This window comes from Bacillus sp. RE35, from assembly GCF_052146655.1.
In the GTDB taxonomy this organism is placed as follows: domain Bacteria; phylum Bacillota; class Bacilli; order Bacillales; family Bacillaceae_G; genus Bacillus_A; species Bacillus_A cereus.
This window is the reverse complement of the sequence record NZ_CP197377.1, coordinates 5347817-5370531: the sequence shown is the minus strand read 5'-3', so window position 1 is coordinate 5370531 and position 22715 is coordinate 5347817. Positions and strand designations below refer to the sequence as shown.

Sequence of the window (22715 nt, the reverse complement as noted above, 5' to 3'; positions counted from 1 at the left end):
CATAATATTAGAAAATTCAGTTAAATTAAAATGTTTTACATTTTCATATACAAAAAAGAAGGACAAGCATGAAAATGCTTGTCCTTCGAGTTAATTTAAGAATTAATATACTTTGTCACCATTGAAAATCGAGTTTTTCACGACAACATAATCTACAGTACGAATAGCGTCTAATTTTGTTCCGCCAGCGTAAGAGATAGAAGATTGAAGATCTTGTTCCATTTCGATTAACGTATCTTCTAAAGAACCTTTATGCTCAACGAACATTTTCTTACCTTCAACGTTTTTCTTCTCACCCTTTTGGAATTCAGAAGCAGAACCGAAGTATTCTTTATAAAGTTTTCCATCTCTTTCAATTGTTTCCCCTGGAGACTCTTCGTGACCAGCGAATAGAGAACCGATCATGACCATAGTTGCCCCAAAGCGAATAGATTTAGCTACGTCGCCGTGTGTACGAATACCACCATCAGCGATAATTGGCTTACTTGCAGCTTTTGCACACCAGCGAAGTGCAGCTAGCTGCCAACCACCAGTTCCGAAGCCTGTTTTAATTTTAGTAATACAAACTTTACCAGGTCCAATACCAACTTTTGTTGCATCGGCACCAGCATTTTCTAATTCTCTTACCGCTTCTGGAGTTCCAACGTTTCCAGCAATAACGAAGCTCTCTGGTAAATGTTTTTTAATATGTTGAATCATGTTAATCACAGCATTAGAATGACCGTGTGCGATATCAATCGTGATATATTCAGGTGTAAGTTGCTCAGCAGCTAATTGTTGTACGAATTCATATTCGTCCTCTTTTACACCAACGCTGATAGAAGCGATTAATCCACGTGATTGCATATCTCTAATGAATGAGATTCGTTTCTCTGGTTGGAAACGATGCATGATATAAAAGTAGTTGTTCTCAGCTAAATAAGTTGCAATTCTTTCATCAATAATCGTTTGCATATTTGCAGGCACGACAGGTAATTTAAATTTATGTTTTCCTAAAGTGACAGTTGTATCACATTCAGAGCGGCTATTTACAATACATTTTGCAGGAATTAATTGAATATCTTCATAGTCGAATACGTTTTCCATCATTTACACCCCTAAAATACGAATATTTTATTTTTATTAATCAAAAATGTTCGTCCATAGGATAATTTACATTATTTTTATTAAGAAGTCAAAGGATTTCTTAACGTTTTTTGAAAAAATAGATTTTATACCTGAAAAACAACGTTAAAAACGAATTTAAAACGTTTTTTAAATTATATTGTTCGTTTATGGGAAGGGTTGAAAAATTAAGATAATTATAGAAGGTTGTATGTATTCTTTTTATTTTTTTGATTGGATGTAGGATACTATAAAAAGGTTAATGCTAACAATACGAGCAAAAGATGTTATCAAGTATTTGAACAATATATGAAATGAAAAGGTTTATTTCTATATAAAAAGATGAATCTGGCATGATTCACCTTTTATGTGAGGTTTCAAGTATAATAAGTAGGGTGATAGTAACGTATACAAAAGATAAAAAAGAAAATAATACAGAATAAAATGAGGTTAATATATGAGTAAAAAAAGTTTTTCTGATTATAAATTAAGTAAGGAAATTGTAAGGGCACTTACTGGGTTAGGGTATGATCATCCAACAGAAGTACAAGGTGAGGTTATTCCAGTTGCATTACAAAAGAAGGATCTTGTTGTGAAGTCCCAGACTGGAAGTGGAAAAACAGCTTCATTTGGTATTCCACTTTGTGAAATGGTGGAGTGGGAAGAGAATAAACCACAAGCATTAGTTTTAACACCAACGAGAGAGCTTGCGGTACAGGTAAAAGAAGATATTACAAATATAGGTCGATTCAAAAGGATTAAGGCTGCGGCAGTTTATGGGAAATCTCCATTTGCACGTCAAAAATTAGAATTAAAGCAAAAGACACATATTGTAGTTGGGACTCCTGGTCGTGTGTTGGATCATATTGAGAAGGGTACCCTTTCTTTAGAGTGTTTGAAGTATTTAGTTATTGATGAAGCAGATGAGATGCTAAATATGGGCTTTATCGATCAAGTAGAGGCAATTATTGATGAATTACCTACAAAAAGAATGACGATGTTATTTTCAGCAACACTTCCAGAAGATGTTGAGAAATTGTCTCGTACATATATGAATTCACCAACTCATATTGAAATTAAAGCGGCTGGGATTACGACGGATAAAATTGAACATACTCTTTTTGAGGTGATAGAAGACGAGAAGCTTTCACTACTTAAAGATGTAACAACGATTGAGAATCCTGATAGCTGTATTATTTTCTGCCGTACACAAGAAAATGTAGATCATGTATATAGACAATTAAAACGAGCTAACTATCCCTGTGACAAAATACATGGTGGTATGGTACAAGAAGATCGTTTTGAAGTCATGGATGATTTTAGAAAAGGAAAATTCCGCTATTTAGTAGCAACAGATGTAGCTGCGAGAGGAATTGATATTGATAATATTACACATGTTATTAATTATGATATTCCACTTGAAAAAGAAAGCTATGTACATCGTACTGGAAGAACGGGACGAGCTGGAAATAGTGGAAAAGCTATTACATTTATAACACCATATGAAAATAGATTTTTAGAAGAGATTGAGGAGTATATTGGATTTGAAATTCCAAAGGCAATTGGACCTTCAAAAGAAGAAGTTATGAAAGAGAAAGCTGCATTTGAAGAAAAGATACATGCTAAACCAATTATAAAGAAAGATAAAAATGCAGACATCAACAAAGGCATTATGAAGCTGTACTTTAATGGCGGGAAGAAAAAGAAAATTAGGGCGGTAGATTTCGTCGGTACAATTGCTAAAATTAAAGGTGTTACAGCAGAAGATATAGGTATTATTACGATACAAGATAATGTTTCTTATGTTGAAATATTAAATGGAAAAGGCCCACTCGTCTTGAAAGTTATGAAGACTACAACGATTAAAGGGAAACAACTAAAAGTTCATGAAGCAATTAAGTAAATAAAAAACTATCCACTTTAATAGGTGGATAGTTTTTTATTTATGATTCTTTTAAATCATCCACTAGTTGCTCCGCTAAACGTCTATACATATTACTCATAGTCACGAAGGATGTTAGTAGTAGAAATTTTTCTAGCTTTGTATCTTCTAAGGAAGAAATCTCATTTACTTCTGTAACACGGTTATTTACGTCTTGTTTAAAGCTTTCGACATTGCTTTCAGTAAGAGCAAGATAATTTTTGTATAACGTATTTAATTCGAATGAATCATCATTTAATAAGGAGTCATTTATAGTTTCTAATGAACTTTTTATGTCGTTAATGGAGAGAGCTCCCTTTAATTGATAAATTAGGCTAATTAAAATCATATGCTCTTTTGAATACTTTTTATTTTTGATGGGGATGAATAGTTTTCCTTTTGCGTAATTATTAATCATGGTTTTGGTTAATACTTTTTCATCATCAGTTCTCGTTGTATCTGCATAAGTATTCTCAAATAGTTGAACAACTTGATCTACATATAAGTCAACATTTGGAATATCCTCAAGTTTAATGTTTTTTTCTAAATGCAATGTCTCAAGTAATTCATTTATATTTTCCACGTAGAATCCCTCACTTTTATAACTTAGTGGAACTTAATGTTTAATATATCTTTAAATATGGTATTACGAAACAAATGAATTGTAAATGTTGACCTTAAAAAGAAATGTGTATATAATTACATGTAGTTATCAAAACTACATGTAATTATATGAGGGGTGTTATTATGAATGCTTATGTAAGGGAACCGGTTAATGCATTTACTCACTTAGGTGGAGCAATATTATCATTTATTGCCTTATTAGCTATGCTTGTGAAAGTTTCTATCAAGATGCCATCATTTGCTGCAATTACAGCTGTTATTTTGTTTGGTATTGGAATGATGGTCCTTTATACGGCGTCAGCTGTGTATCATAGTGTTGTGGCCAATGAACGTGTTATTTACTTCTTTAGGAAGCTAGATCATTCTATGATTTTTATATTAATTGCAGGTACATATGCACCCTTTTGCTTAATTACATTAAATTCAGCAAGTGGTTTACTATTATTTTGTTTAGTCTATGCAACTGCGATTTGTGGCATTGTATTTAAAATGTTTTGGTTTAATTGTCCAAGATGGTTATCGACAGCAATTTATATTACGATGGGTTGGTTAATTGTGTTATTCTTTGCACCGTTAGCTGAGAATTTAAGTACAGGAGGCATTATTTTCTTAGTACTTGGGGGCATTTTTTATACAATTGGTGGATTTATTTATGGAACAAAGCCAAAATGGTTAGAGTTTAAATATATGGGGCATCATGAAATTTTTCATGTTTTTGTATTATTAGGTAGTCTTGCGCATTTTCTAAGTGTATATTGTTATGTAATTTAATAAAAAAACGCCACATAATAAAAATTATGTGGCGTTTTTTTATTACCTGATTAGAATCGTATATGTTATAAATTTATTATGGGATAAAATGTAAGTTTCTGTGTTCGCATGTTAAACATAGGATAAGAAATATGTGATATACTTTGAGAAGTTTATAATGAATGAAATATGGAGGACTATAATTATGGCAATACTTGTAACAGGTGGAGCAGGATATATTGGTAGTCATACATGTGTAGAATTACTAAATAGCGGTTACGAAGTTATAGTAGTGGATAATCTTTCGAATAGCTCGGTAGAATCTATAAATCGAGTGAAAGAAATAACAGGAAAACAATTTAAGTTTTATAAAGAAGATGTTTTAAATCGCGAAGCGCTTGACGCAATTTTTGAAGAAAATGCAATTGAAGCAGTTATTCACTTTGCAGGATTTAAAGCTGTAGGGGAGTCAGTAGCGATTCCATTAACATATTATCATAACAACATTACAAGCACGTTAGTGCTATGTGAAGTAATGAAGAAACATAATGTAAAGAAGATAATCTTTAGTTCATCTGCAACTGTATATGGTATCCCAGAAACGTCACCGATTACGGAGGAGTTTCCATTAAGTGCAACAAATCCATATGGTCAAACGAAATTAATGATTGAGCAAATTATGCGTGATGTAGCATTTGCAGATGCAGAATGGAGTATCGCATTACTTCGCTATTTCAATCCGTTTGGTGCACACGAAAGTGGGCGTATCGGAGAAGATCCAAATGGAATCCCAAATAACTTAATGCCATATGTAACGCAAGTAGCGGTAGGTAAGTTAAAAGAATTAAGCGTATTCGGAAATGACTATCCAACGAAAGATGGAACAGGAGTCCGTGATTACATCCATGTTGTGGACTTAGCAAATGGTCATGTAAAGGCGCTTGAGAAAGTACTGAGTACAACGGGAGTAGATGCTTATAACCTGGGCACAGGTATGGGCTATAGTGTACTAGAGATGGTTGAAGCGTTTGAAAAAGTTTCGGGCAAGAAAGTTCCTTATAAAATTACAGAGCGTCGCCCAGGTGATGTGGCAGTATGTTTTGCTGATGCATCGAAAGCAAAGCGTGAATTAGGCTGGGAGGCAACACGCGGATTAGAAGAAATGTGTGCAGATTCTTGGAAATGGCAATCAAATAATAAAAATGGCTATTTAGAAGTTTAATGATGAATATAAAAAAATGACCTTTGCATAAAAGCAAGAGGTCATTTTTTATTAATTTTATTAGCGAACCTAGAAAAGAGCGTTCGCTGTTTTAAATGATGTGATTTTACAATATCTTATGCTAGAAGGTAGTAGAATGAGATAGAGGAATGTATTATTTTATTAATTTTTTATAGAAATTGAAAGCGTATTATTGAAAAGTATTCCAACACTTGTATCATTGCTAGAGTCCGTTTATAATCAAGGAATCCTAGTTCATGTTTTAATAGGATTATTTATTATTGAAAGCGTTTTAAGTTCGCTCCTTTTTGAGGTAGGAGGTCTGACTTATTTGAATGAAAAATTATGTATGTAGTTTTAAATGGGAAGAAAAATAATATAAGTATCACTTTATAGTGTGGGGAGGTTAAAAGTGTGAAAGGTAAAGATTTTCACACGAATATATATGGGTTATGTAGGATTATTACTTTCAGGGGCAGCTTTATTTTTAAATAGTCTTGTTATATTAGGGAAAGCAGAGATGAAAAGTGCGGGTGTTTTTAATTTATTTGTGGGTGCACTACAAATTATTATTCCGTTTTATTTGATCATGATTTCTGACCAAAGCAATTGGACAGTGTATTCATATGCGGCTACTTTCTTATTTGGATTAACTTATTTATATGTAGGTGTTACTTTTATAAAAGGAATGGATAGTAGTGGTCTAGGATGGTTTTGTATTTGGGTAGCAATTATAGCCTTATTCTATATGGTTGTTTCATTTGTTCAATTCCATGATGTTGTTAATGCGTTAACATGGTTTATGTGGGCATTACTTTGGTATTTATTCTTTGTATTAAATACACAAAAGAAGAACATTAATCAATATCTTGGAAGGATTGCCTTCGTACAATCATGGGTAACATTGACTTTACCTTCACTCTTTTATTTTATGGGAGTGTGGGGAGAGGGATTTGTATATGAACTATGGGTTTATGTATCAGTAATTTCTATTTTGTACTTCTGTTATTGTATTTATAAATATCGAGTACGTTAATATATTTTCTGTAGAAAAGCATGGAATCGTTAAACGAATTCCATGCTTTTTATATGTTGGCACTTATAATAGAGAGGTAGTATTTTACAATTTGCTAAAATGGGGATGATGAAGTTGAAAAAAGTATTGGTGCTAGGGGGAACAAGATTTTTTGGTAAACATTTAGTAGAAGCACTTTTGCAAGAGGGGCACGATGTAACGATTGCGACGAGGGGAGTTACTGAAGATTCTTTTGGTAGCGCAGTAAAAAGAATAATTATTGATAGAGAAGATGGAAAGCTACTAGAAAAGTGTCTAGAAGGAAAAAGTTATGATATTGTATACGATAATTTATGCTATAGCTCGAATGCAGCGAAGATAACATGTGAAGTGTTACGAGGGAAAACGAAGAAATATGTTATGACATCTTCAATGGCCGTCTATGAACCTGCCCTAAGCTTATCAGAAGAAGACTTTAATCCGTACGATTATGCAATCGCGTATGGAGATAGGAATGACTTCAATTATGGTGAAGGAAAGAGATTAGCTGAAGCCGTTGTATTTCAACAAGCAACATTCCCAGTTGTTGCAGTTCGTTTTCCAGTTGTTATTGGAGAAAACGATTATACGAAAAGGTTACAATTTTACGTTGAATGTATTGTGAACCAAAAACCTATCGTTGTGGATCATGTAGATGGAACTTTGTCATTTATACATGAAAAAGAGGCAGGAGAGTTTCTAGCTTGGTGCGGAATGGAAAATGTGAAAGGGCCAATTAACGCCTGTAGTAACGGGGTAGTTTCTACGGAAGAAATTATTCATTTCATAGAAGAGAAGACAGGAATAAAAGCACTCATTCAGAAAGCTGGGGAAAATATAGCTCCTTATAATGAGGTAACTAACTGTACATTACATAATGGAAAGGCTCGTGAATTCGGATTTTTGTTCCGAGAGCTGAAACTAGAAATGAAAAATGTTTTAAAACATTATATAAATACAATGAAGTAATCATAAATCCCCCGGTGGCAATCCGGGGGATTCTGGAGGATTTCGACAATACTGATTTTACATTACCAAATTTACCTTATACGTACGACTAATGTTTTTGTGATTGAATTGCTTGTAAATACTTCTCGTTTACTTGGTCCCAGTTTACTGTATGCCACCAGTTGGTAACAAACTCTGGGCGCCTATTTTGATACTTTAAATAATAAGCATGTTCCCATACATCAATTACTAGTAAGGGGATTTTCCCTTCTTGCAAAGGCGTATCTTGATTTGGTGTACTCATAACAGAGAGTTCCTCACCGTCAAGAACAAGCCATCCATAGCCACTTCCAAAACGACTAATAGCTGCTTTGGAAAGTTGATCTTTTAAGTTGTCAAAGGTATTGAAATAATAATCAATTACTTTTGCAACGTCTCCATTAGGCTCACCGCCACCTCGTGGGCTCATCACTTCCCAAAAAAGACTATGACAATAGTGACCGCCACCGTTATTTCGTACAGCTGTAACAATTTCCTTCGGTAAAGTATCTAAATTACATAGCAATTCTTCTAAAGATTTATTATGTAATTCAGTATAATTTTCTAAAGTAGCATTTAAATTGTTTACGTATGTCGCATGGTGCTTTCCATGATGAATGGAAAGTGTATTGCTATCAATATGTGGCTCTAGTTCATCATAGTCATATGAAAGCTTTGGCAATTGAAATGAAGACATAACATTACCTCCTTTCTATTTAAAAAGTTGGTCTAGGTAAAAATACTTTACCTGAGTCAAAAATACACCCATTTTCCATATAAGTCAATAGTAAGTCTATTAATTTTCTGAAAAATATTACAATAAAAGTAACACTCTCACTTTCATTTGTGACTCCTATCCTTTTTGCTTATACTGTAAAGTAGCAGGGTTTTGTTGAAATAGAAGGAGATTGTTTATGAGTAAAACGAAACAATTAATAGAGGAAGCAAGTAATTTTATTACGATTTGTTATAAGGAGCTTCATAAAGAACAATTGATAGAAGAACGTATAAAAGAAATTCAAATTGAGATAGAGAAGACAGGGACATATGAGCATACATTTGAAGAACTTGTTCATGGTTCACGAATGGCATGGCGTAACAGTAATAGATGTATTGGAAGACTATTTTGGAGTAAGATGCACATATTAGATGCGCGCGAAGTAAATGATGAAGAGGGTGTATATAATGCATTAATTCATCATATTAAATATGCAACGAACGACGGGAAAGTTAAACCAACCATTACGATTTTTAAGCAATATCAAGGTGAAGAAAATAATATAAGAATTTATAATCACCAATTGATTCGATATGCAGGATATAAAACAGAAACGGGAGTGATTGGTGATTCTCATTCCGCTACATTTACGGACTTTTGTCAGGGGCTTGGTTGGCAAGGAGAAGGTACGAATTTCGATGTATTGCCACTTGTGTTCTCTATAAACGGGAAGGCGCCTACATATAAAGAAATTCCGAGAGAAGAAGTAAAAGAAGTGCCAATTGAACACCCAGAATACCCTATTTCATCACTTGGAGTAAAATGGTATGGTGTTCCAATGATTTCAGATATGCGTTTAGAAATTGGCGGTATTTCTTATACAGCCGCTCCGTTCAATGGATGGTATATGGGAACAGAAATTGGGGCGCGCAACTTAGCAGATCATGATCGTTATAATTTACTTCCGGCTGTTGCGGAGATGATGGATTTAGATACATCGAGAAACGGTACCTTATGGAAAGATAAGGCGCTAATTGAGTTGAATATTGCCGTACTACACTCCTTTAAAAAACAAGGAGTTAGTATTGTTGATCACCATACTGCTGCACAACAATTTCAGCAATTTGAGAAGCAAGAAGCTGCTTGTGGTCGTGTTGTAACAGGTAATTGGGTATGGCTTATTCCGCCATTATCTCCAGCTACCACTCACATTTATCATAAACCGTATCCGAATGAAATTTTGAAGCCAAATTTCTTTCATAAATAATATTTAGTGCAGTTTTTTTCTGCAAAATATATTTTTTTTAATTACTGTTATGTAGCAAATGGAAGCCTTTACTCTCAGTTATTTTTGGAAGAGGCTTTTTGAACCAAGGAGTACCTTATGTTATAATCAAATTTCTGTTTCGAAGACCTTATAGAAATATAAGGTCTTTTGTTTTGCTTTTTTATGTAAGAGGAAGAGAATTTTTCTTTTTAATAAGGGATTTGGCATATTTTTAGGGACAACATAAGTATGTGGGAAGTCGATAAAATGTTATGCATATATAATTATTATGTTTTAGGTTTAAACAATAAAACATAATAAAGTTGTTTTTTTAGATTGCTGAGGAAGGAGGAAGTATAAATGAGGATGAAGAGTCGAAAAACTGATTGGCCTGTATTTATTATTAGTGGTGGTTCACTTTTATTATTTGTAATTGCAGTTTTTTTGAACAAGGATTATGTAGAGAGTGCGATTAATAAAAGTTTCGCTTTTTCAATTAAATATTTCGGTGCCTTCTGGCAAGTTTTATTATTAGGTACATTTATTGTTGCGATGTGTATGGCTTTCTCCAAATATGGGAGAGTTAAGCTTGGGGGATTAGAAAAACCTGAGATTAGTACGGCAAAATGGCTTGCTATTATTATGTCTACATTACTTGCTGGAGGTGGCGTTTTTTGGGCAGCAGCAGAGCCAATGTATCATTTGATGACGGTGCCACCAATACATGATGGTATATCTGCTGGAACGAAAGAAGCAGTCATGCCTGCTTTAGCACAAAGTTATATGCATTGGGGATTTTTAGCATGGACGATTTTAGGTACAATTAGTGCGGTAGTTATGATGTATGGACATTATCATAAAGATATGCCGCTAAAACCTCGAACACTTTTATATCCTATTTTTGGGGAAAAATTAAGAAAGAGCCTGCTTGGAACGATAATTGATGCAGCTGCAATTATTGCAGTAGCTGCAGGTACAATTGGCCCAATTGGATTTTTAGGTTTACAAGCAAGTTATGGATTACAAGAATTATTTGGAATTTCTGATGTGTTTACTACTCAATTAGCAATTATTGTTTGTGTGGTGGCCGTGTCTACCATATCGGCAGTAACAGGTATTGATAAAGGGATCCAAATTATAAGTAATTTAAATGTTAGATTAGCAATTGTGTTAATGGCATTCATATTACTATTTGGGCCAGGTGGATTTATTATTGATTCGTTTGTTTCTTCGTTTGGATTTTATGTAAATGAGTTTATACCGATGAGCACATACCGTGGTGATACAAGTTGGTTAGGATCTTGGACAATCTTTTTCTGGGGATGGTTTATTGGATACGGACCAATGATGGCAATTTTAGTGAGTCGAATTTCAAGAGGGAGAACGATTCGAGAAATCATCGTTGCAATTGGAATTATCGCACCTATTATTACAACATTTTGGTTTACTATATTAGGTGGATCAGGCGTGTTTTATGAGTTGATGAATCCTGGGTCTATCTCGGACGCATTAAGTGAATCTGGTATGCCGGCAGCTATGATTGCAATTACAGGGCAATTGCCACTTTCTAATATTATTGGACCAGCATTTCTTTTATTAACAATTTTATTTGTAGTGACAACAGGAGATTCAATGGCGTATTCCATTTCAATGGCAGTGACTGGAGACGGAGATCCTAGAATTAGTTTGCGAATTTTTTGGTCGCTTATTATGGGCGCAGTTGCAGCAATTCTTTTATATATGGGTGAAGGAAGTATTAATGCGCTACAATCGTTTATCGTGGTGACGGCAGTTCCGGTATCAATTTTGTTATTCCCAATGCTATGGTTAGCGCCTAAAGTTGCGGGAGAATTAGCATTAAAACAAGGTATTGTAAAAGAAGAAGATAAAACTGCATTCTTATTTCAGAAGGCTAGTAAATCAAAATAAATAAAAACGTAAAAGAGGAAGCATCTTAAATGAGATGCTTCCTCTTTTACGTTTAATCTAATACTTTTCCCTTTGTTTCTGGTACACATAGTAGCATTGTAATTAACCCGATTGGGTAGATGATAAAAATCAAGGACAATGCTCCAAGTAGGTTGCCACCTGTAGCGAGTAAGCCAATAATAACAGGCCCAAATCCAGCTAACCCACGTCCTGTACCGAAAATAAAGTTTTCAGCGGTAGAGCGAGCTTCAGCAGGATAGTTTTCAGCTAAAATTGCTCCAAATCCTCCCATCATTCCATTTGCAAAGAATCCAAGCAATGCACTTCCCCATAATAATAATGTTGAATCTGTGAATAAGAAGAAGTAAATGAGACAGTATACTGTACCGCCAATATAATAGATTGCAAAGGTTTTACGTCGACCAATTTTATCAGCCAGAATACCAAAGATTGCAATTCCAATTAGCATACCGATGGTAGAAATGAACATCCAGCCACTTGCTTTTGCTAATGTATAGTTATATTTATTTGCTAAAATAGTGGGCATCCATGTGAAGATTCCGTAATATCCGAAGTTTTGGATGAACGACATAATAATAAGACCAATTGTTGTAATTGTTACTTTTTTATTGGCAAATAACTTTCGAAGTGGAAATTTTTTTATATGTTTTAGTTGTTCTGCTTCAGTAGTTGTTAATTTACCTGCAGCTTCTTTTTGCAATAGTTCCTTTTTGTAGCGTTGTTTTTGCTCCCATATTTTCGGTTCACTTAAACTTTTACGGACATAGACAGCTAGTAAAGCTGGAATTAATCCAAATAAGAAAACGGCTCTCCATCCAAAGTGTGGGACAATAAATGCTGGAAGGAGTGAAGCAATCAGTACACCAAATTGCCATCCAAGTGCAACAACAGATGTCGCTTTAGCGCGCATTTCTTTAGACCATGTTTCTGTTACGATGGCCATTCCGATTCCGAATTCACCACCAACTCCCATTCCAACTAAAAAGCGCAGAATTAATAATTGCCAGTAGTCTGTTGCGAAATAAATGAGTGCGGTTGCTAGTGAAAACAGTAAGATTGTGAAGGCCATTGTACGAATACGGCCAAATAAATCAGCAATAAATCCAAATAAATAAGAACCAATTAACATTCCTATTGTGGTAGCTAAAGTTAAGTTTCCACCTTCAACAGGACTTAAGTGAAACTCTTTTAAAATATAGACAAGTACGAACGATAATAGCAACATATCTAAACCTTCTGCTGCATATCCTAGCGCAGAACCAAATAATGTTTTATATCTTTTCGCTTTTGTCTCCTCTGTTGTTTGTTGTACATCAGTAGTGGCGTTCATTATTACTCCTCCTTATTTTCTACAGTCGCTATGGAAGAATAACAAAAGGCCTTCTCACCTGATATGATGAGAAGGCCAAAAAAGCATACGTATCCCCAAGAAAAGAACATACGTATATTGTATTCCGACTTCCTTCTCAACCTCACGGGGTTGGGTTAAAGGACTGTATTATATTACTTTATTTTTAGCATTCTTCTATATGTATTGTCAAATAAAGAGGAAGTTATTATGTGTAAAATATTTCAAAAAACATTTCGTTCTTCTTGACGCCGACTTCATTATTTTCCCATAATAAAACTAACTAAATAAAAAGGAATGAATCAAAGATGCTAAATTTAGTACTCATGATGATTGAACGAGTCGGACTTATAGTTATTTTAGGATTTTTACTCTCTCATATTAAAACTTTCAGACGCCTCCTTCATAAACAGGATGGCTATGTAGATAAGCTTAAGCTTATTTGTATTTTTTCGGTATTTACAATTGTAAGCAATTACACTGGGATTGAAATAGCAGGAAATACGATTATGAATGAAAATTGGTTACAAGGTGTTTCATCATCGAGTACCATTGCGAATACACGTATTATGGGTGTTGGAATTAGTGGATTGCTTGGTGGTCCTATCGTCGGAATTGGGGTAGGATCAATTGCTGGTATTCACCGTTATATGCTTGGAGGGACGACAGCTCTAAGTTGTGCAATCTCTTCAATTTTAGCAGGCGTTATAACTGGTTATATCGGATACATTTTTAAAAAATATAACTGTACAATTACCCCTAAGTTTTCAGCGATTTTAAGTGTTTTTATCGTTTCTTTAGAAATGATTATGATCCTATTAATTGTAGAGGATGGAATGAGCATTGTGAAAACAATTGCGATACCAATGATCCTTGTAAATAGTTTTGGAAGTTTTATTTTACTTTCTATGATACAAGCTATTTTGCGTCAGGAAGAGAACGCAAAGGCACTTCAGACTCATAAGGTATTACGTATTGCAGATAAAACGTTACCATATTTTCGCCAAGGCTTAACAGAAGAATCGTGTAAGCATGTGGCACAAATTATTCACCGCTTTACAGGAACAGATGCGGTATCCTTAACAGATACAGAGAAAATATTAGCTCATGTTGGATTAGCATCAGATCACCATATTCCGTCACATAGTTTAATAACTGGTTTGTCGAAAGAAGTGTTACACACAGGGAAAATAATGAAAGCAAAATCACGTGAGGTTATTAATTGTCAACATGAAGGTTGCCCTTTGCAAGCGGCGATTGTTATTCCACTAACTTCACATGGAAATACAATAGGGACATTAAAACTGTATTTCAAAAATCCTAACCAGTTAAGTCGTGTGGAAGAGGAATTAGCAGAAGGATTAGCAAAAATATTCTCTACACAACTTGAATTAGGTGAAGCTGAGTTGCAAAGTAAATTATTGCAAGATGCGGAAATAAAGGCATTACAAGCACAAATTAACCCCCATTTTTTATTTAATGCGATTAATACAGTATCAGCTTTATGCCGAACAGACGTAGAAAAAGCAAGGAAGTTATTATTACAGCTTAGCGTATATTTCCGATGTAATTTGCAAGGAGCACGTCAGTTATTGATTCCGCTAGAACAAGAATTAAACCATGTACAGGCATATTTATCCCTAGAACAAGCAAGGTTCCCAAATAAGTATGAGGTAAAGATGTATATTGAGGACGAGCTAAAGACAACTTTAGTACCACCATTTGTTCTTCAACTATTGGTTGAAAATGCGTTGCGACACGCCTTTCCGAAGAAGCAACCAGTATGCGAAGTGGAAGTGCATGTTTTTGAAAAAGAGGGTATGGTTCATTTTGAAGTAAAAGATAATGGGCAGGGAATTGAGGAAGAACGTTTAGAACAATTAGGAAAGATGGTAGTTTCGTCAAAGAAAGGGACTGGAACAGCTTTATATAATATTAATGAACGTCTTATTGGATTATTTGGAAAAGAAACGATGCTTCATATCGAAAGTGAATTAAATGAGGGGACAGAGATTACTTTTGTTATTCCAAAAAAAGTAGGGGAGGAAGAACAGATTGTTAAAAGTATTAGTAGTTGACGATGAAATGTTAGCACGTGATGAACTAAAGTATTTATTAGAGAGAACGAAAGAAGTTGAGATAATTGGTGAGGCTGATTGTGTGGAAGACGCATTAGAAGAACTAATGCAAAGTAGACCAGATATTGTGTTTTTAGATATTCAATTATCCGATGATAACGGATTTGAAATCGCCAATATATTAAAGAAGATGAAAAATCCACCTGCAATTGTATTTGCTACTGCCTATGATCAATATGCGCTGCAAGCATTTGAAGTAGATGCGTTAGACTACATTTTAAAACCATTTGATGAAGAGCGTATTGTGCAGACATTAAAGAAGTATAAAAAACAAAAACAATCGCAAATAGAAACGAAGCACGAAATAAAGGGGACAGATGTAACAGTAGAGATGCATAAGTTAGCATTACCAATTGAAGAATCAATCGTACTTGTTAATATTGAAGATATTGTATATGTAGGACTTGTGGACGGAAAAGTGACAGTAAAAACAATGAGGGAAACATATGTAACACACGATACACTTGTGATTTTGGAAAAGAAGTTGCCGCAAGTAAGTTTCATGCGTGTTCATCGTAGCTTTATTGCAAATATTAATCATATTACTGAAGTTCAGCCATGGTTTAACTCTACTTATAATTTAATTATGAAAGAAGGATCAAAAGTACCTGTTAGTCGTACATATGCAAAAGAACTCAAGAAGCTGCTTCGTATTTAAGAAGCAGCTTTTGTATTTCATCCTTTTATATTTGTAACTGATTCTGTATATTTGACGTTCCGTTATGTAAACGCTTACTTAGGCAGTTATCTCCTATACAATAAAGGTACCAAATCGAAAGAGGTGGCCAAAATGAGTACGAAAAAAGTATATAGTTTCTTATCACAAGCATTCATATTCTCAGCTATTATGTTAATTTCTAATATTATTGCAACACATTTACCAATTCCAATGCCTTCATCGGTAATCGGGTTAGTTATTTTATTTAGTCTATTATGTTTAAAAGTTATTAAATTGGAGCAAGTTGAATCACTCGGAACAGCTTTAACAGGTATTATTGGATTCTTATTCGTCCCATCAGGTATTTCAGTTATTAATTCTCTTGGTGTAATGGGGCAATACTTTGTACAAATTTTAACTGTAATTGTTGTAGCGACAGTTATTTTACTCGCTGTAACAGGATTATTTGCACAATTTATTTTAGGAAAAGATGAAAAAGAAACAGAAGATATAAAAGAATTGAAAGTAGTAAATAAAGGACGCAAGCACGGAAAGGTTGCGTAACCATTGTATTTATATATTGTTGGGAGGTAATGAACATGGCAAGCACAATGACTCCATATTTCGGAATCGTCGTTTCATTAATCGCATACGGAATCGGAACATTATTATTCAAGCATTCAAAAGGGTTCTTCCTATTTACACCATTATTCGTAGCGATGGTATTAGGGATTGTATTTCTAAAGGTAGGTAACTTTACTTTTGAAGAATATAATACTGGCGGAAAAATGATTAGTTTCTTCTTAGAGCCAGCAACAATTGCATTCGCTATCCCACTATATAAACAAGTTGATAAGTTGAAAAAATATTGGTGGCAAATTTTATCAGCTATCGTGGTTGGATCTATTTGCTCAGTAATTGTCGTGTTCATTGTTGCAAAAGCAATCGGTTTAGATACAGCAGTAATGAATTCAATGCTACCACAAGCAGCAACAACAGCAATTGCGTTACCAATTTCAGAAAGTATTGGTGGTATTCCAGCAATTACATCGTTTGCAGTTATTTTCAACGCAGTTATCGTATACGCATTAGGAGCATTATTCTTAAAAACATTTAGAGTGAAACATCCGATTGCAAAAGGTTTAGCACTTGGAACAGCGGGTCATGCATTAGGAGTTGCAGTAGGAATTGAAATGGGTGAGGTAGAGGCAGCGATGGCAAGTATTGCTGTAACGGTAGTTGGGGTTGTAACAGTAGTTGTCATCCCAATGTTCATGCCATTCATTGGATAGTAAAACTTACTTAAAAAATAAGAAAAGCAAGCTATTTGTAGGACAGATTTCTACTGATAGCTTGCTTTTTATGTTACAGTAGTGGTAAGACCTATTTAAAAAAATGTAAGTTTCCTTAAATCTTCATTAATACTATGTAGAATACGTTTTGAATTAGGTCATTGTATTGTAAAATAAGAAGTAAGCTACTATATACCTGTTAAAGTAGGCATATAATGAGTTTATAAAAATCTTAATATGAATGAATAATTGAAAGTAGAAAAGAGAGAGAAATCTACTTATTAACGTTTTAGTTTATAGGACAGGAGAGAGTATTCGTCGATTATGCAAATAAAAAACCTGTTTCAAAGCAAAGGATTTCAGAGGTTACTCGTATTAGTAATACTTGCTCTCGTGTTATACGGGCTGCAAAGTATGTTGAATTTAATATTAATTACGTTTATTCTCACGTATTTAATGGATCGATTCCAAAAGTTTATTTCACGCAAATTAGATCATTTCATGCCTATTAATCGAAAAATTATTATAGCATTTCTATATGTAATGTTAATTGGTGGAATTGCTATTACGCTATTTAAATATTTACCAGTATTGACGATACAAATTTCACAACTGATTTACCAATTCAATGTATTTTTAAGAAACCCACCAGATAGTGAACTAATTAAGTATGCAGTTAATGCTGTCAATCATATGGAGCTTTCTAAATATGTAGGACAAGGCGTAGACATTTTGTATAAATCGATTACGAATGTCGGTAAATTTGGCCTTCAAGTTTTACTTTCTTTAATTTTGAGTTTGTTTTTCTTATTAGAAAAATCTCGTATTGTCGGTTTTACTGCAAAGTTTAAAGAAAGCAGGCTTGCAATTTTCTATACTGAAATTGAGTACTTCGGAAAGAAATTTGCACGTTCATTTGGAAAGGTAATCGAAGCGCAATTTTTAATTGCTGTTGTTAACTGTGTTCTTTCAGTTATCGCATTATGGATATTAGGATTCCCACAATTATTAGGTTTAGCGTTAATGATTTTCTTGCTGGGCTTAATTCCAGTAGCGGGGGTTATCATTTCGTTATTCCCACTTTGTATGATTGCTTACAATATTGGCGGTATCATGTACGTTGTTTATATTTTGGTTATCGTAACAGTGATTCATGCGCTTGAAAGTTACGTATTAAACCCGAAGTTTATGTCGCAAAAAACAAATTTACCGATTTTCTATACATTTATGGTATTAATCTTCTCAGAACACTTCTTAGGTGTATGGGGATTAATTATCGGTATTCCAATCTTCATCTTCTTATTAGATGTTTTAGACGTGACAAGTGATGAAATGGAGAAGGATGTTGGAAAAAATAAAGTGAAGTAAAGAAAAAGCATCGATGTTCGGTGCTTTTTCTTTTATAATATGATGTTTCTTATGCCATACTGTAAGCAGAACATAGAATAGGGGTGAAGTAATGGCTGTAAATGAAAAGATAGAATTGGCTACATTTGCTGGAGGGTGCTTCTGGTGTATGGTTTCGCCATTTGAAGAGATGGAAGGGATTATAAAGGTTGTTTCTGGCTATACAGGTGGTCATAAAGAGAATCCAACGTATAAAGAAGTATGTTCAGAAACGACGGGACATTATGAGGCAGTAAAAATTACATTTGATGCAAATAAAATGCCGTATGAGGAATTGTTAAATATATATTGGAGACAAATTGATCCGACCGATATTGGTGGACAATTCCACGACCGCGGACAGTCTTATGAAACGGTGATTTTTTATCATAATGAAGAACAACATAAAAAAGCAGAGGCCTCAAAAGAAGAGCTTGAGCAGAGTGGACGCTTTTCAAAACCAATTGCGACAAAAATACTACCAGCAGCTACATTTTATCCAGCTGAAGAATATCACCAAGGATACCATAAGAAAAACACATTCCGCTATGAGTTATATCGTAAAGGCTCAGGACGAGATGCTTTTATTAAGCAACATTGGCCAAAGGATAATGCTCATTTAAAAGAAAAGCTCAATGAGATGCAGTATTATGTAACACAGGAAAATGGTACAGAACCACCATTTCGAAATGAGTATTGGAACCATAAAGAGGAAGGTCTTTATGTAGACATCGTTTCAGGTGAGCCGTTGTTTACTTCTCTAGATAAATTTGATAGTGGATGTGGATGGCCTAGTTTTACAAAACCAGTGATGTCAGCAAGTGTGAAAGAAAAGATGGATGTGAGTCATAATATGACACGTACAGAAGTGAGAAGTAAAGAAGGAGATTCACATCTTGGGCACGTATTTCCAGATGGTCCAGGACCAAATGGCCTTCGTTACTGTATTAATTCCGCAGCTCTTCGATTTATTCCAAAAGAGGAATTAGAGAAAGAAGGCTATGGCGATTTCCTAATCTTGTTTGGAAATAAAAAATAACCTCGCAGTTAGCGAGGTTATTTTTTTGTTATTTTGTTTTTTTCTTTTTAAATTTGCTTAATACTTCATAAACGATTGGAACAATAAGAAGTGTTAATAACGTTGAACTTGTTAATCCACCAATTACCGTTACGCCAAGTCCTTTAGAAATTAAGCCACTACCTTCAAATCCTAATGCAAGCGGGATAAGAGCACCGATTGTTGCAATTGCAGTCATTAAAATTGGACGAAGGCGTGTTGCACCAGCTTCTAATAAAGCTTCACGTGTTGATAGTCCTTCATTTTCCTTATGAATAACGCGGTCGATAAGCACGATTGCGTTTGTTACAACGATACCGATTAACATAAGCGCACCAATCATTGCAGATACACTTAATGTTTCACCAGAGATTAATAAGGCAACAAGAGCCCCAATAATTGTAAATGGTAGCGAGAATAAAATTGCGAATGGTGCTAGGGCACCACCAAATGTAACGACAAGAACGAAGTATACAATGGCAATCGCAGCTAACATCGCTAGGCCAAGTTGCTTGAATGATTCTTGAATATCTTTAGTAACACCGCCCATAGAAACATCTACACCAGAAGGAAGATCCATTTTATCTACTTCTTTTTGTACTGCAGCAGATGCTTTTGAAACGTCATCAGATGTTAATTTGGCACTAACCTCTGCATAAACACGTCCATCTCGGTGTGTTACTGTATTCGATGTTTCACCTTCTTTTACATTCATAACATCTTTCACAGCTACTTCATTACCAAGTGGTGTTGTAATTTTGCGATTTGTTAAGTCATCGATTGTTTCATAATTTTGTTTTTCAGCTTCTACATATACATTGATATCTTTACCGTCTTTTTTAATTGTTGTCAGAACAGGGCGATCATGTTGATTAGAAAGTCCCATTCCAATTTGAGCAGCCGTTAAGCCCATTTTACTCAGCTTTTCTTGATCTGCGACTAAAGTGTACTCTGCATATGTTTTTGCAATACTAGAATCTATATCTTTTAAGTCTTTATTTTTCTTCATGATATTTTGAATATCTTTTACGACAGGCTTAATGTCTTCTGAGCTATCTCCATAAACGTATAGTTTAATTTCGTTACTACCGCCACTTGCTCCGAAGTCTTGGTTTTTCCATTCGCCTTTGCCAGACATCTTCTGTAAATTTTTAACGACTTGTTCTTTCTCTTTTTCAAAGTTTTTCGTGTCGTTATCATATTGCACGAAGAACATTGCTTGGTTTGATTGACCAGGACTCATTGGATTCTCTCCACCTAATGAGAACTGAATTGTTTTGACGTCTTTATTATCTTGGAAGTGCTTCTCAGCTTTTGTTGCAATTTTTTCAACGTCTTCTAACGTTTGACCTGGTTCAGGATTATATGTTGCAATAATCATTTTTTCTTCTTCAGAAGGTAAGAAACTTACACCGATAACTGGTACAAGTGCAAGGCTACCAACTAATAGAAGGACAGCGATACTTGATGTAATAATTTTGTGATTTAAAGCCCATGCAAGTATGCGTTTATATCCATTTGCTAATTTACTTGGTTTTTCTTCATGATGTACTTCTTTTTCCCTCATGCTCTCTTTCTTAAATAAGGAATGAGCTAGCATCGGTACGATTGTAACTGCTACTAGTAATGATGCTAATAAAGCAAAGACGATAGTTAAGGCGAATGGTAAGAACATTTCACCAATCATACCTTTTACTAGTCCAAGCGGTAAAAATACAGCAATTGTTACAATGGTGGAAGACATAATTGGGATAAACATTTCTTTCGTAGCTTCACGAATTAAATCTTTTCCACGTAATTTCTCTTCTGATAACGACATACGTCGGTAAATATTTTCAATAACAACAATTGAGTCATCGACAACGCGGCCTATAGCAACGGTCATTGCTCCAAGTGTCATAATGTTAAGCGTAATATCCATTTGCTTTATGACTAAAACAGCAATTAATAAAGAAAGTGGTATTGAAACGACAGAAATTAACGTTGTTCGAATATTTCGTAGGAACAGCATAATAATAACAATCGCAAAGATAGCACCGAAAATTGCTTTGCTCAGCATTGTTTCAACTGATTTTTCAATAGGTGCACCTTGGTCGAATGTTGAAATGATCTCTAAATCTTTATATTTTTTCTCAAGATCTTTTACTTTATCTTTTACTGCATTTACAACATCAACTGTATTTGCATCAGAGGCCTTCACAATTTGAATTCCAATTGCTTCTTTTCCATTTGTTCGAGAAATAGATTCTGCTTTCCCAACTTCTTTAATGTCAGCAATTTCGTCTAATGTAACTGTTGGAATCCCGTTCATAGCAGCTGGATTCATTTGCGGCGTTTGTGCACCAGCGCCAGCATTTTGACTACCTTGACCGTTAGGTGAGGAAGGTATAGCTGGGATTTTAAGTTCTTTTAACGCTTTAATCGTTGTAATATTGCCATCTACAACAACTGATTTTTCCATGTCTTTAAATGTGTATAAGCCAAGTGGTAAAGATACATCCGATCCCTTAATCACATTTTTTACGGTATCTTCACTTAGTCCTAGTTCTTTCATTTTATCTTTCTTGAAGACAAGCTGTACTTCATCTACTTGTTGGCCAGCAATTTGAACAGATGCAACACCATCAAGTCCTTTTAATCCTGGTACAACATTTTTTTCTACATTTTCAGTTAAGGTAGCTAAAGATTCATTCTTACTTGCCACGCTTAACGAAATAACTGGAAAGGCATTGAAGTTTACTCGTGAAACTTTAGGATCTTTAACACCTTCTGGGAGTTTTACATTTGTGAGAGCTTCTTTAATTTCTGTTTCTGCTTTTTCCATATTTTTATCAAAATCGTATTCTACTTGAATAGAAGATGCGTTTTGAAAAGATGATGAACTCACAACGTTAACACCGCTTAAATTTTGTAGTTGTTCTTCCATCGGCTTTGAAACTTTATCAGCTACTTCTTCTGGTGTAGCACCAGGATAGACCGTAGTTACTGTCACAATCGGTGTTGTAATATCAGGGATTGTTTCCAGCTTCATATTGAGTCCAGAGTAGATCCCCGCAATAGTAACAATAATGGTTAGTAGCCAAACTGCGAACTTATTTTTTAACGAGAAATTGATGATTTTGTTCATGTTTGCGCTCCCTTTTTATTATATTGACCAACTGGTCAGTCTAATACATAATATAACTGACCGTTCGGTCAATCGTCAATAAAAAGAGATGGTATAATACATTTATAATAAG

The 22715-nt window shown here is 34.5% G+C and carries 18 protein-coding genes and 1 pseudogene; 14 read left to right on the top strand and 5 right to left on the bottom strand.

Annotation, left to right across the window (positions count from 1 at the left end):
- Positions 1-102: 102 nt before the first annotated feature.
- A complete protein-coding gene (guaC, locus tag ACTL4X_RS27425; RefSeq protein ID WP_000432447.1) occupies positions 103-1086 on the bottom strand; it encodes a GMP reductase in 984 nt (327 codons plus the stop codon).
- Positions 1087-1561: 475 nt separating this feature from the next.
- On the opposite strand from guaC, the gene dbpA reads away from it, so the two are divergent.
- Complete coding sequence (dbpA, locus tag ACTL4X_RS27420) at positions 1562-3007, top strand: ATP-dependent RNA helicase DbpA (protein WP_000039350.1); 1446 nt, start codon at positions 1562-1564, stop codon at positions 3005-3007.
- Positions 3008-3047: 40 nt separating this feature from the next.
- Here dbpA and ACTL4X_RS27415 read toward each other — a convergent pair whose 3' ends face one another.
- The gene (locus ACTL4X_RS27415; protein ID WP_000427879.1) at positions 3048-3608 is read right to left on the bottom strand and encodes a DUF1836 domain-containing protein; all 561 of its coding nucleotides are present in this window, start codon (positions 3606-3608) and stop codon (positions 3048-3050) included.
- Positions 3609-3772: 164 nt separating this feature from the next.
- On the opposite strand from ACTL4X_RS27415, the gene trhA reads away from it, so the two are divergent.
- The 4 genes from trhA to ACTL4X_RS27395 all read left to right on the top strand — a co-directional run bounded on the left by trhA (position 3773) and on the right by ACTL4X_RS27395 (position 7644).
- Entirely contained in the window at positions 3773-4420 is a 648-nt protein-coding gene (gene trhA, locus ACTL4X_RS27410; protein ID WP_000995363.1) for a PAQR family membrane homeostasis protein TrhA, read from the top strand.
- 184 nt (positions 4421-4604) lie between these two features.
- Positions 4605-5621, top strand: a complete 1017-nt coding sequence (gene galE / locus ACTL4X_RS27405; protein ID WP_086401118.1) for a UDP-glucose 4-epimerase GalE — start codon at positions 4605-4607, stop codon at positions 5619-5621.
- A 445-nt stretch (positions 5622-6066) separates the two neighbouring features.
- Positions 6067-6657 carry an AmiS/UreI family transporter gene (locus ACTL4X_RS27400; protein WP_000542569.1) on the top strand — a complete coding sequence of 197 codons (591 nt, stop codon included), beginning with the start codon at positions 6067-6069 and terminating at the stop codon, positions 6655-6657.
- Positions 6658-6756: 99 nt separating this feature from the next.
- Positions 6757-7644, top strand: a complete 888-nt coding sequence (locus ACTL4X_RS27395) for an NAD-dependent epimerase/dehydratase family protein (RefSeq protein WP_002195968.1) — start codon at positions 6757-6759, stop codon at positions 7642-7644.
- Between the two features lie 88 nt (positions 7645-7732).
- On the opposite strand, the gene sodA is transcribed toward ACTL4X_RS27395, so the two are convergent.
- Positions 7733-8359 (bottom strand): superoxide dismutase [Mn], encoded by a 627-nt coding sequence (gene sodA, locus ACTL4X_RS27390; protein ID WP_000094042.1) that lies wholly within the window; start codon positions 8357-8359, stop codon positions 7733-7735.
- Positions 8360-8576: 217 nt separating this feature from the next.
- Between sodA and ACTL4X_RS27385 the strand changes: the two genes are divergently transcribed.
- Both ACTL4X_RS27385 and ACTL4X_RS27380 read left to right on the top strand, forming a co-directional pair.
- Positions 8577-9647 (top strand): nitric oxide synthase oxygenase, encoded by a 1071-nt coding sequence (locus ACTL4X_RS27385; protein ID WP_000047627.1) that lies wholly within the window; start codon positions 8577-8579, stop codon positions 9645-9647.
- 360 nt (positions 9648-10007) lie between these two features.
- Positions 10008-11576 (top strand): BCCT family transporter, encoded by a 1569-nt coding sequence (locus ACTL4X_RS27380; protein ID WP_001242442.1) that lies wholly within the window; start codon positions 10008-10010, stop codon positions 11574-11576.
- A 52-nt stretch (positions 11577-11628) separates the two neighbouring features.
- Here the strand turns inward: ACTL4X_RS27380 and ACTL4X_RS27375 are convergent, their stop codons facing one another.
- Positions 11629-12927, bottom strand: a complete 1299-nt coding sequence (locus ACTL4X_RS27375; RefSeq protein WP_071740976.1) for an MFS transporter — start codon at positions 12925-12927, stop codon at positions 11629-11631.
- A gap of 326 nt (positions 12928-13253) precedes the next feature.
- Here ACTL4X_RS27375 and lytS point away from each other — a divergent pair, with 326 nt between their 5' ends.
- The 7 genes and pseudogenes from lytS (at position 13254) to msrB (ending at position 19458) form a co-directional block, all read left to right on the top strand.
- Positions 13254-15023 carry a two-component system sensor histidine kinase LytS gene (lytS, locus tag ACTL4X_RS27370; protein ID WP_071740975.1) on the top strand — a complete coding sequence of 590 codons (1770 nt, stop codon included), beginning with the start codon at positions 13254-13256 and terminating at the stop codon, positions 15021-15023.
- The gene (locus ACTL4X_RS27365) at positions 15001-15741 is read left to right on the top strand and encodes a LytR/AlgR family response regulator transcription factor (protein ID WP_017657608.1); all 741 of its coding nucleotides are present in this window, start codon (positions 15001-15003) and stop codon (positions 15739-15741) included. Before lytS ends, ACTL4X_RS27365 begins: the two co-directional genes overlap by 23 nt.
- Before the next feature lie 132 nt (positions 15742-15873).
- A complete protein-coding gene (lrgA, locus tag ACTL4X_RS27360; protein ID WP_000104900.1) occupies positions 15874-16305 on the top strand; it encodes an antiholin-like murein hydrolase modulator LrgA in 432 nt (143 codons plus the stop codon).
- A gap of 35 nt (positions 16306-16340) precedes the next feature.
- The gene (gene lrgB, locus ACTL4X_RS27355) at positions 16341-17033 is read left to right on the top strand and encodes an antiholin-like protein LrgB (protein WP_000168869.1); all 693 of its coding nucleotides are present in this window, start codon (positions 16341-16343) and stop codon (positions 17031-17033) included.
- A gap of 324 nt (positions 17034-17357) precedes the next feature.
- On the top strand, positions 17358-18401 hold the full coding sequence (locus tag ACTL4X_RS27350) for an AI-2E family transporter (protein WP_001166010.1): 1044 nt from the start codon (positions 17358-17360) through the stop codon (positions 18399-18401).
- A gap of 91 nt (positions 18402-18492) precedes the next feature.
- Positions 18493-18960, top strand: a pseudogene (msrA, locus tag ACTL4X_RS27345) (peptide-methionine (S)-S-oxide reductase MsrA); the annotation flags it as partial.
- A gap of 45 nt (positions 18961-19005) precedes the next feature.
- A complete protein-coding gene (msrB, locus tag ACTL4X_RS27340; protein ID WP_224201069.1) occupies positions 19006-19458 on the top strand; it encodes a peptide-methionine (R)-S-oxide reductase MsrB in 453 nt (150 codons plus the stop codon).
- A 28-nt stretch (positions 19459-19486) separates the two neighbouring features.
- On the opposite strand, the gene ACTL4X_RS27335 is transcribed toward msrB, so the two are convergent.
- Positions 19487-22603 carry an efflux RND transporter permease subunit gene (locus ACTL4X_RS27335; RefSeq protein WP_071740974.1) on the bottom strand — a complete coding sequence of 1039 codons (3117 nt, stop codon included), beginning with the start codon at positions 22601-22603 and terminating at the stop codon, positions 19487-19489.
- Positions 22604-22715: the final 112 nt, after the last annotated feature.

Coding starts and splice junctions, on each gene's coding strand:
- ACTL4X_RS27385 (WP_000047627.1), top strand. CDS start 8,577: ATGAGTAAAACGAAACAATTAATAGAGGAAGCAAGTAATTTTATTACG.
- lrgA (WP_000104900.1), top strand. CDS start 15,874: ATGAGTACGAAAAAAGTATATAGTTTCTTATCACAAGCATTCATATTC.
- dbpA (WP_000039350.1), top strand. CDS start 1,562: ATGAGTAAAAAAAGTTTTTCTGATTATAAATTAAGTAAGGAAATTGTA.
- lrgB (WP_000168869.1), top strand. CDS start 16,341: ATGGCAAGCACAATGACTCCATATTTCGGAATCGTCGTTTCATTAATC.
- lytS (WP_071740975.1), top strand. CDS start 13,254: ATGCTAAATTTAGTACTCATGATGATTGAACGAGTCGGACTTATAGTT.
- ACTL4X_RS27395 (WP_002195968.1), top strand. CDS start 6,757: ATGGGGATGATGAAGTTGAAAAAAGTATTGGTGCTAGGGGGAACAAGA.
- sodA (WP_000094042.1), bottom strand. CDS start 8,359: ATGTCTTCATTTCAATTGCCAAAGCTTTCATATGACTATGATGAACTA.
- ACTL4X_RS27380 (WP_001242442.1), top strand. CDS start 10,008: ATGAGGATGAAGAGTCGAAAAACTGATTGGCCTGTATTTATTATTAGT.
- galE (WP_086401118.1), top strand. CDS start 4,605: ATGGCAATACTTGTAACAGGTGGAGCAGGATATATTGGTAGTCATACA.
- ACTL4X_RS27335 (WP_071740974.1), bottom strand. CDS start 22,603: ATGAACAAAATCATCAATTTCTCGTTAAAAAATAAGTTCGCAGTTTGG.
- ACTL4X_RS27375 (WP_071740976.1), bottom strand. CDS start 12,927: ATGAACGCCACTACTGATGTACAACAAACAACAGAGGAGACAAAAGCG.
- trhA (WP_000995363.1), top strand. CDS start 3,773: ATGAATGCTTATGTAAGGGAACCGGTTAATGCATTTACTCACTTAGGT.
- ACTL4X_RS27350 (WP_001166010.1), top strand. CDS start 17,358: ATGCAAATAAAAAACCTGTTTCAAAGCAAAGGATTTCAGAGGTTACTC.
- ACTL4X_RS27400 (WP_000542569.1), top strand. CDS start 6,067: ATGGGTTATGTAGGATTATTACTTTCAGGGGCAGCTTTATTTTTAAAT.
- guaC (WP_000432447.1), bottom strand. CDS start 1,086: ATGGAAAACGTATTCGACTATGAAGATATTCAATTAATTCCTGCAAAA.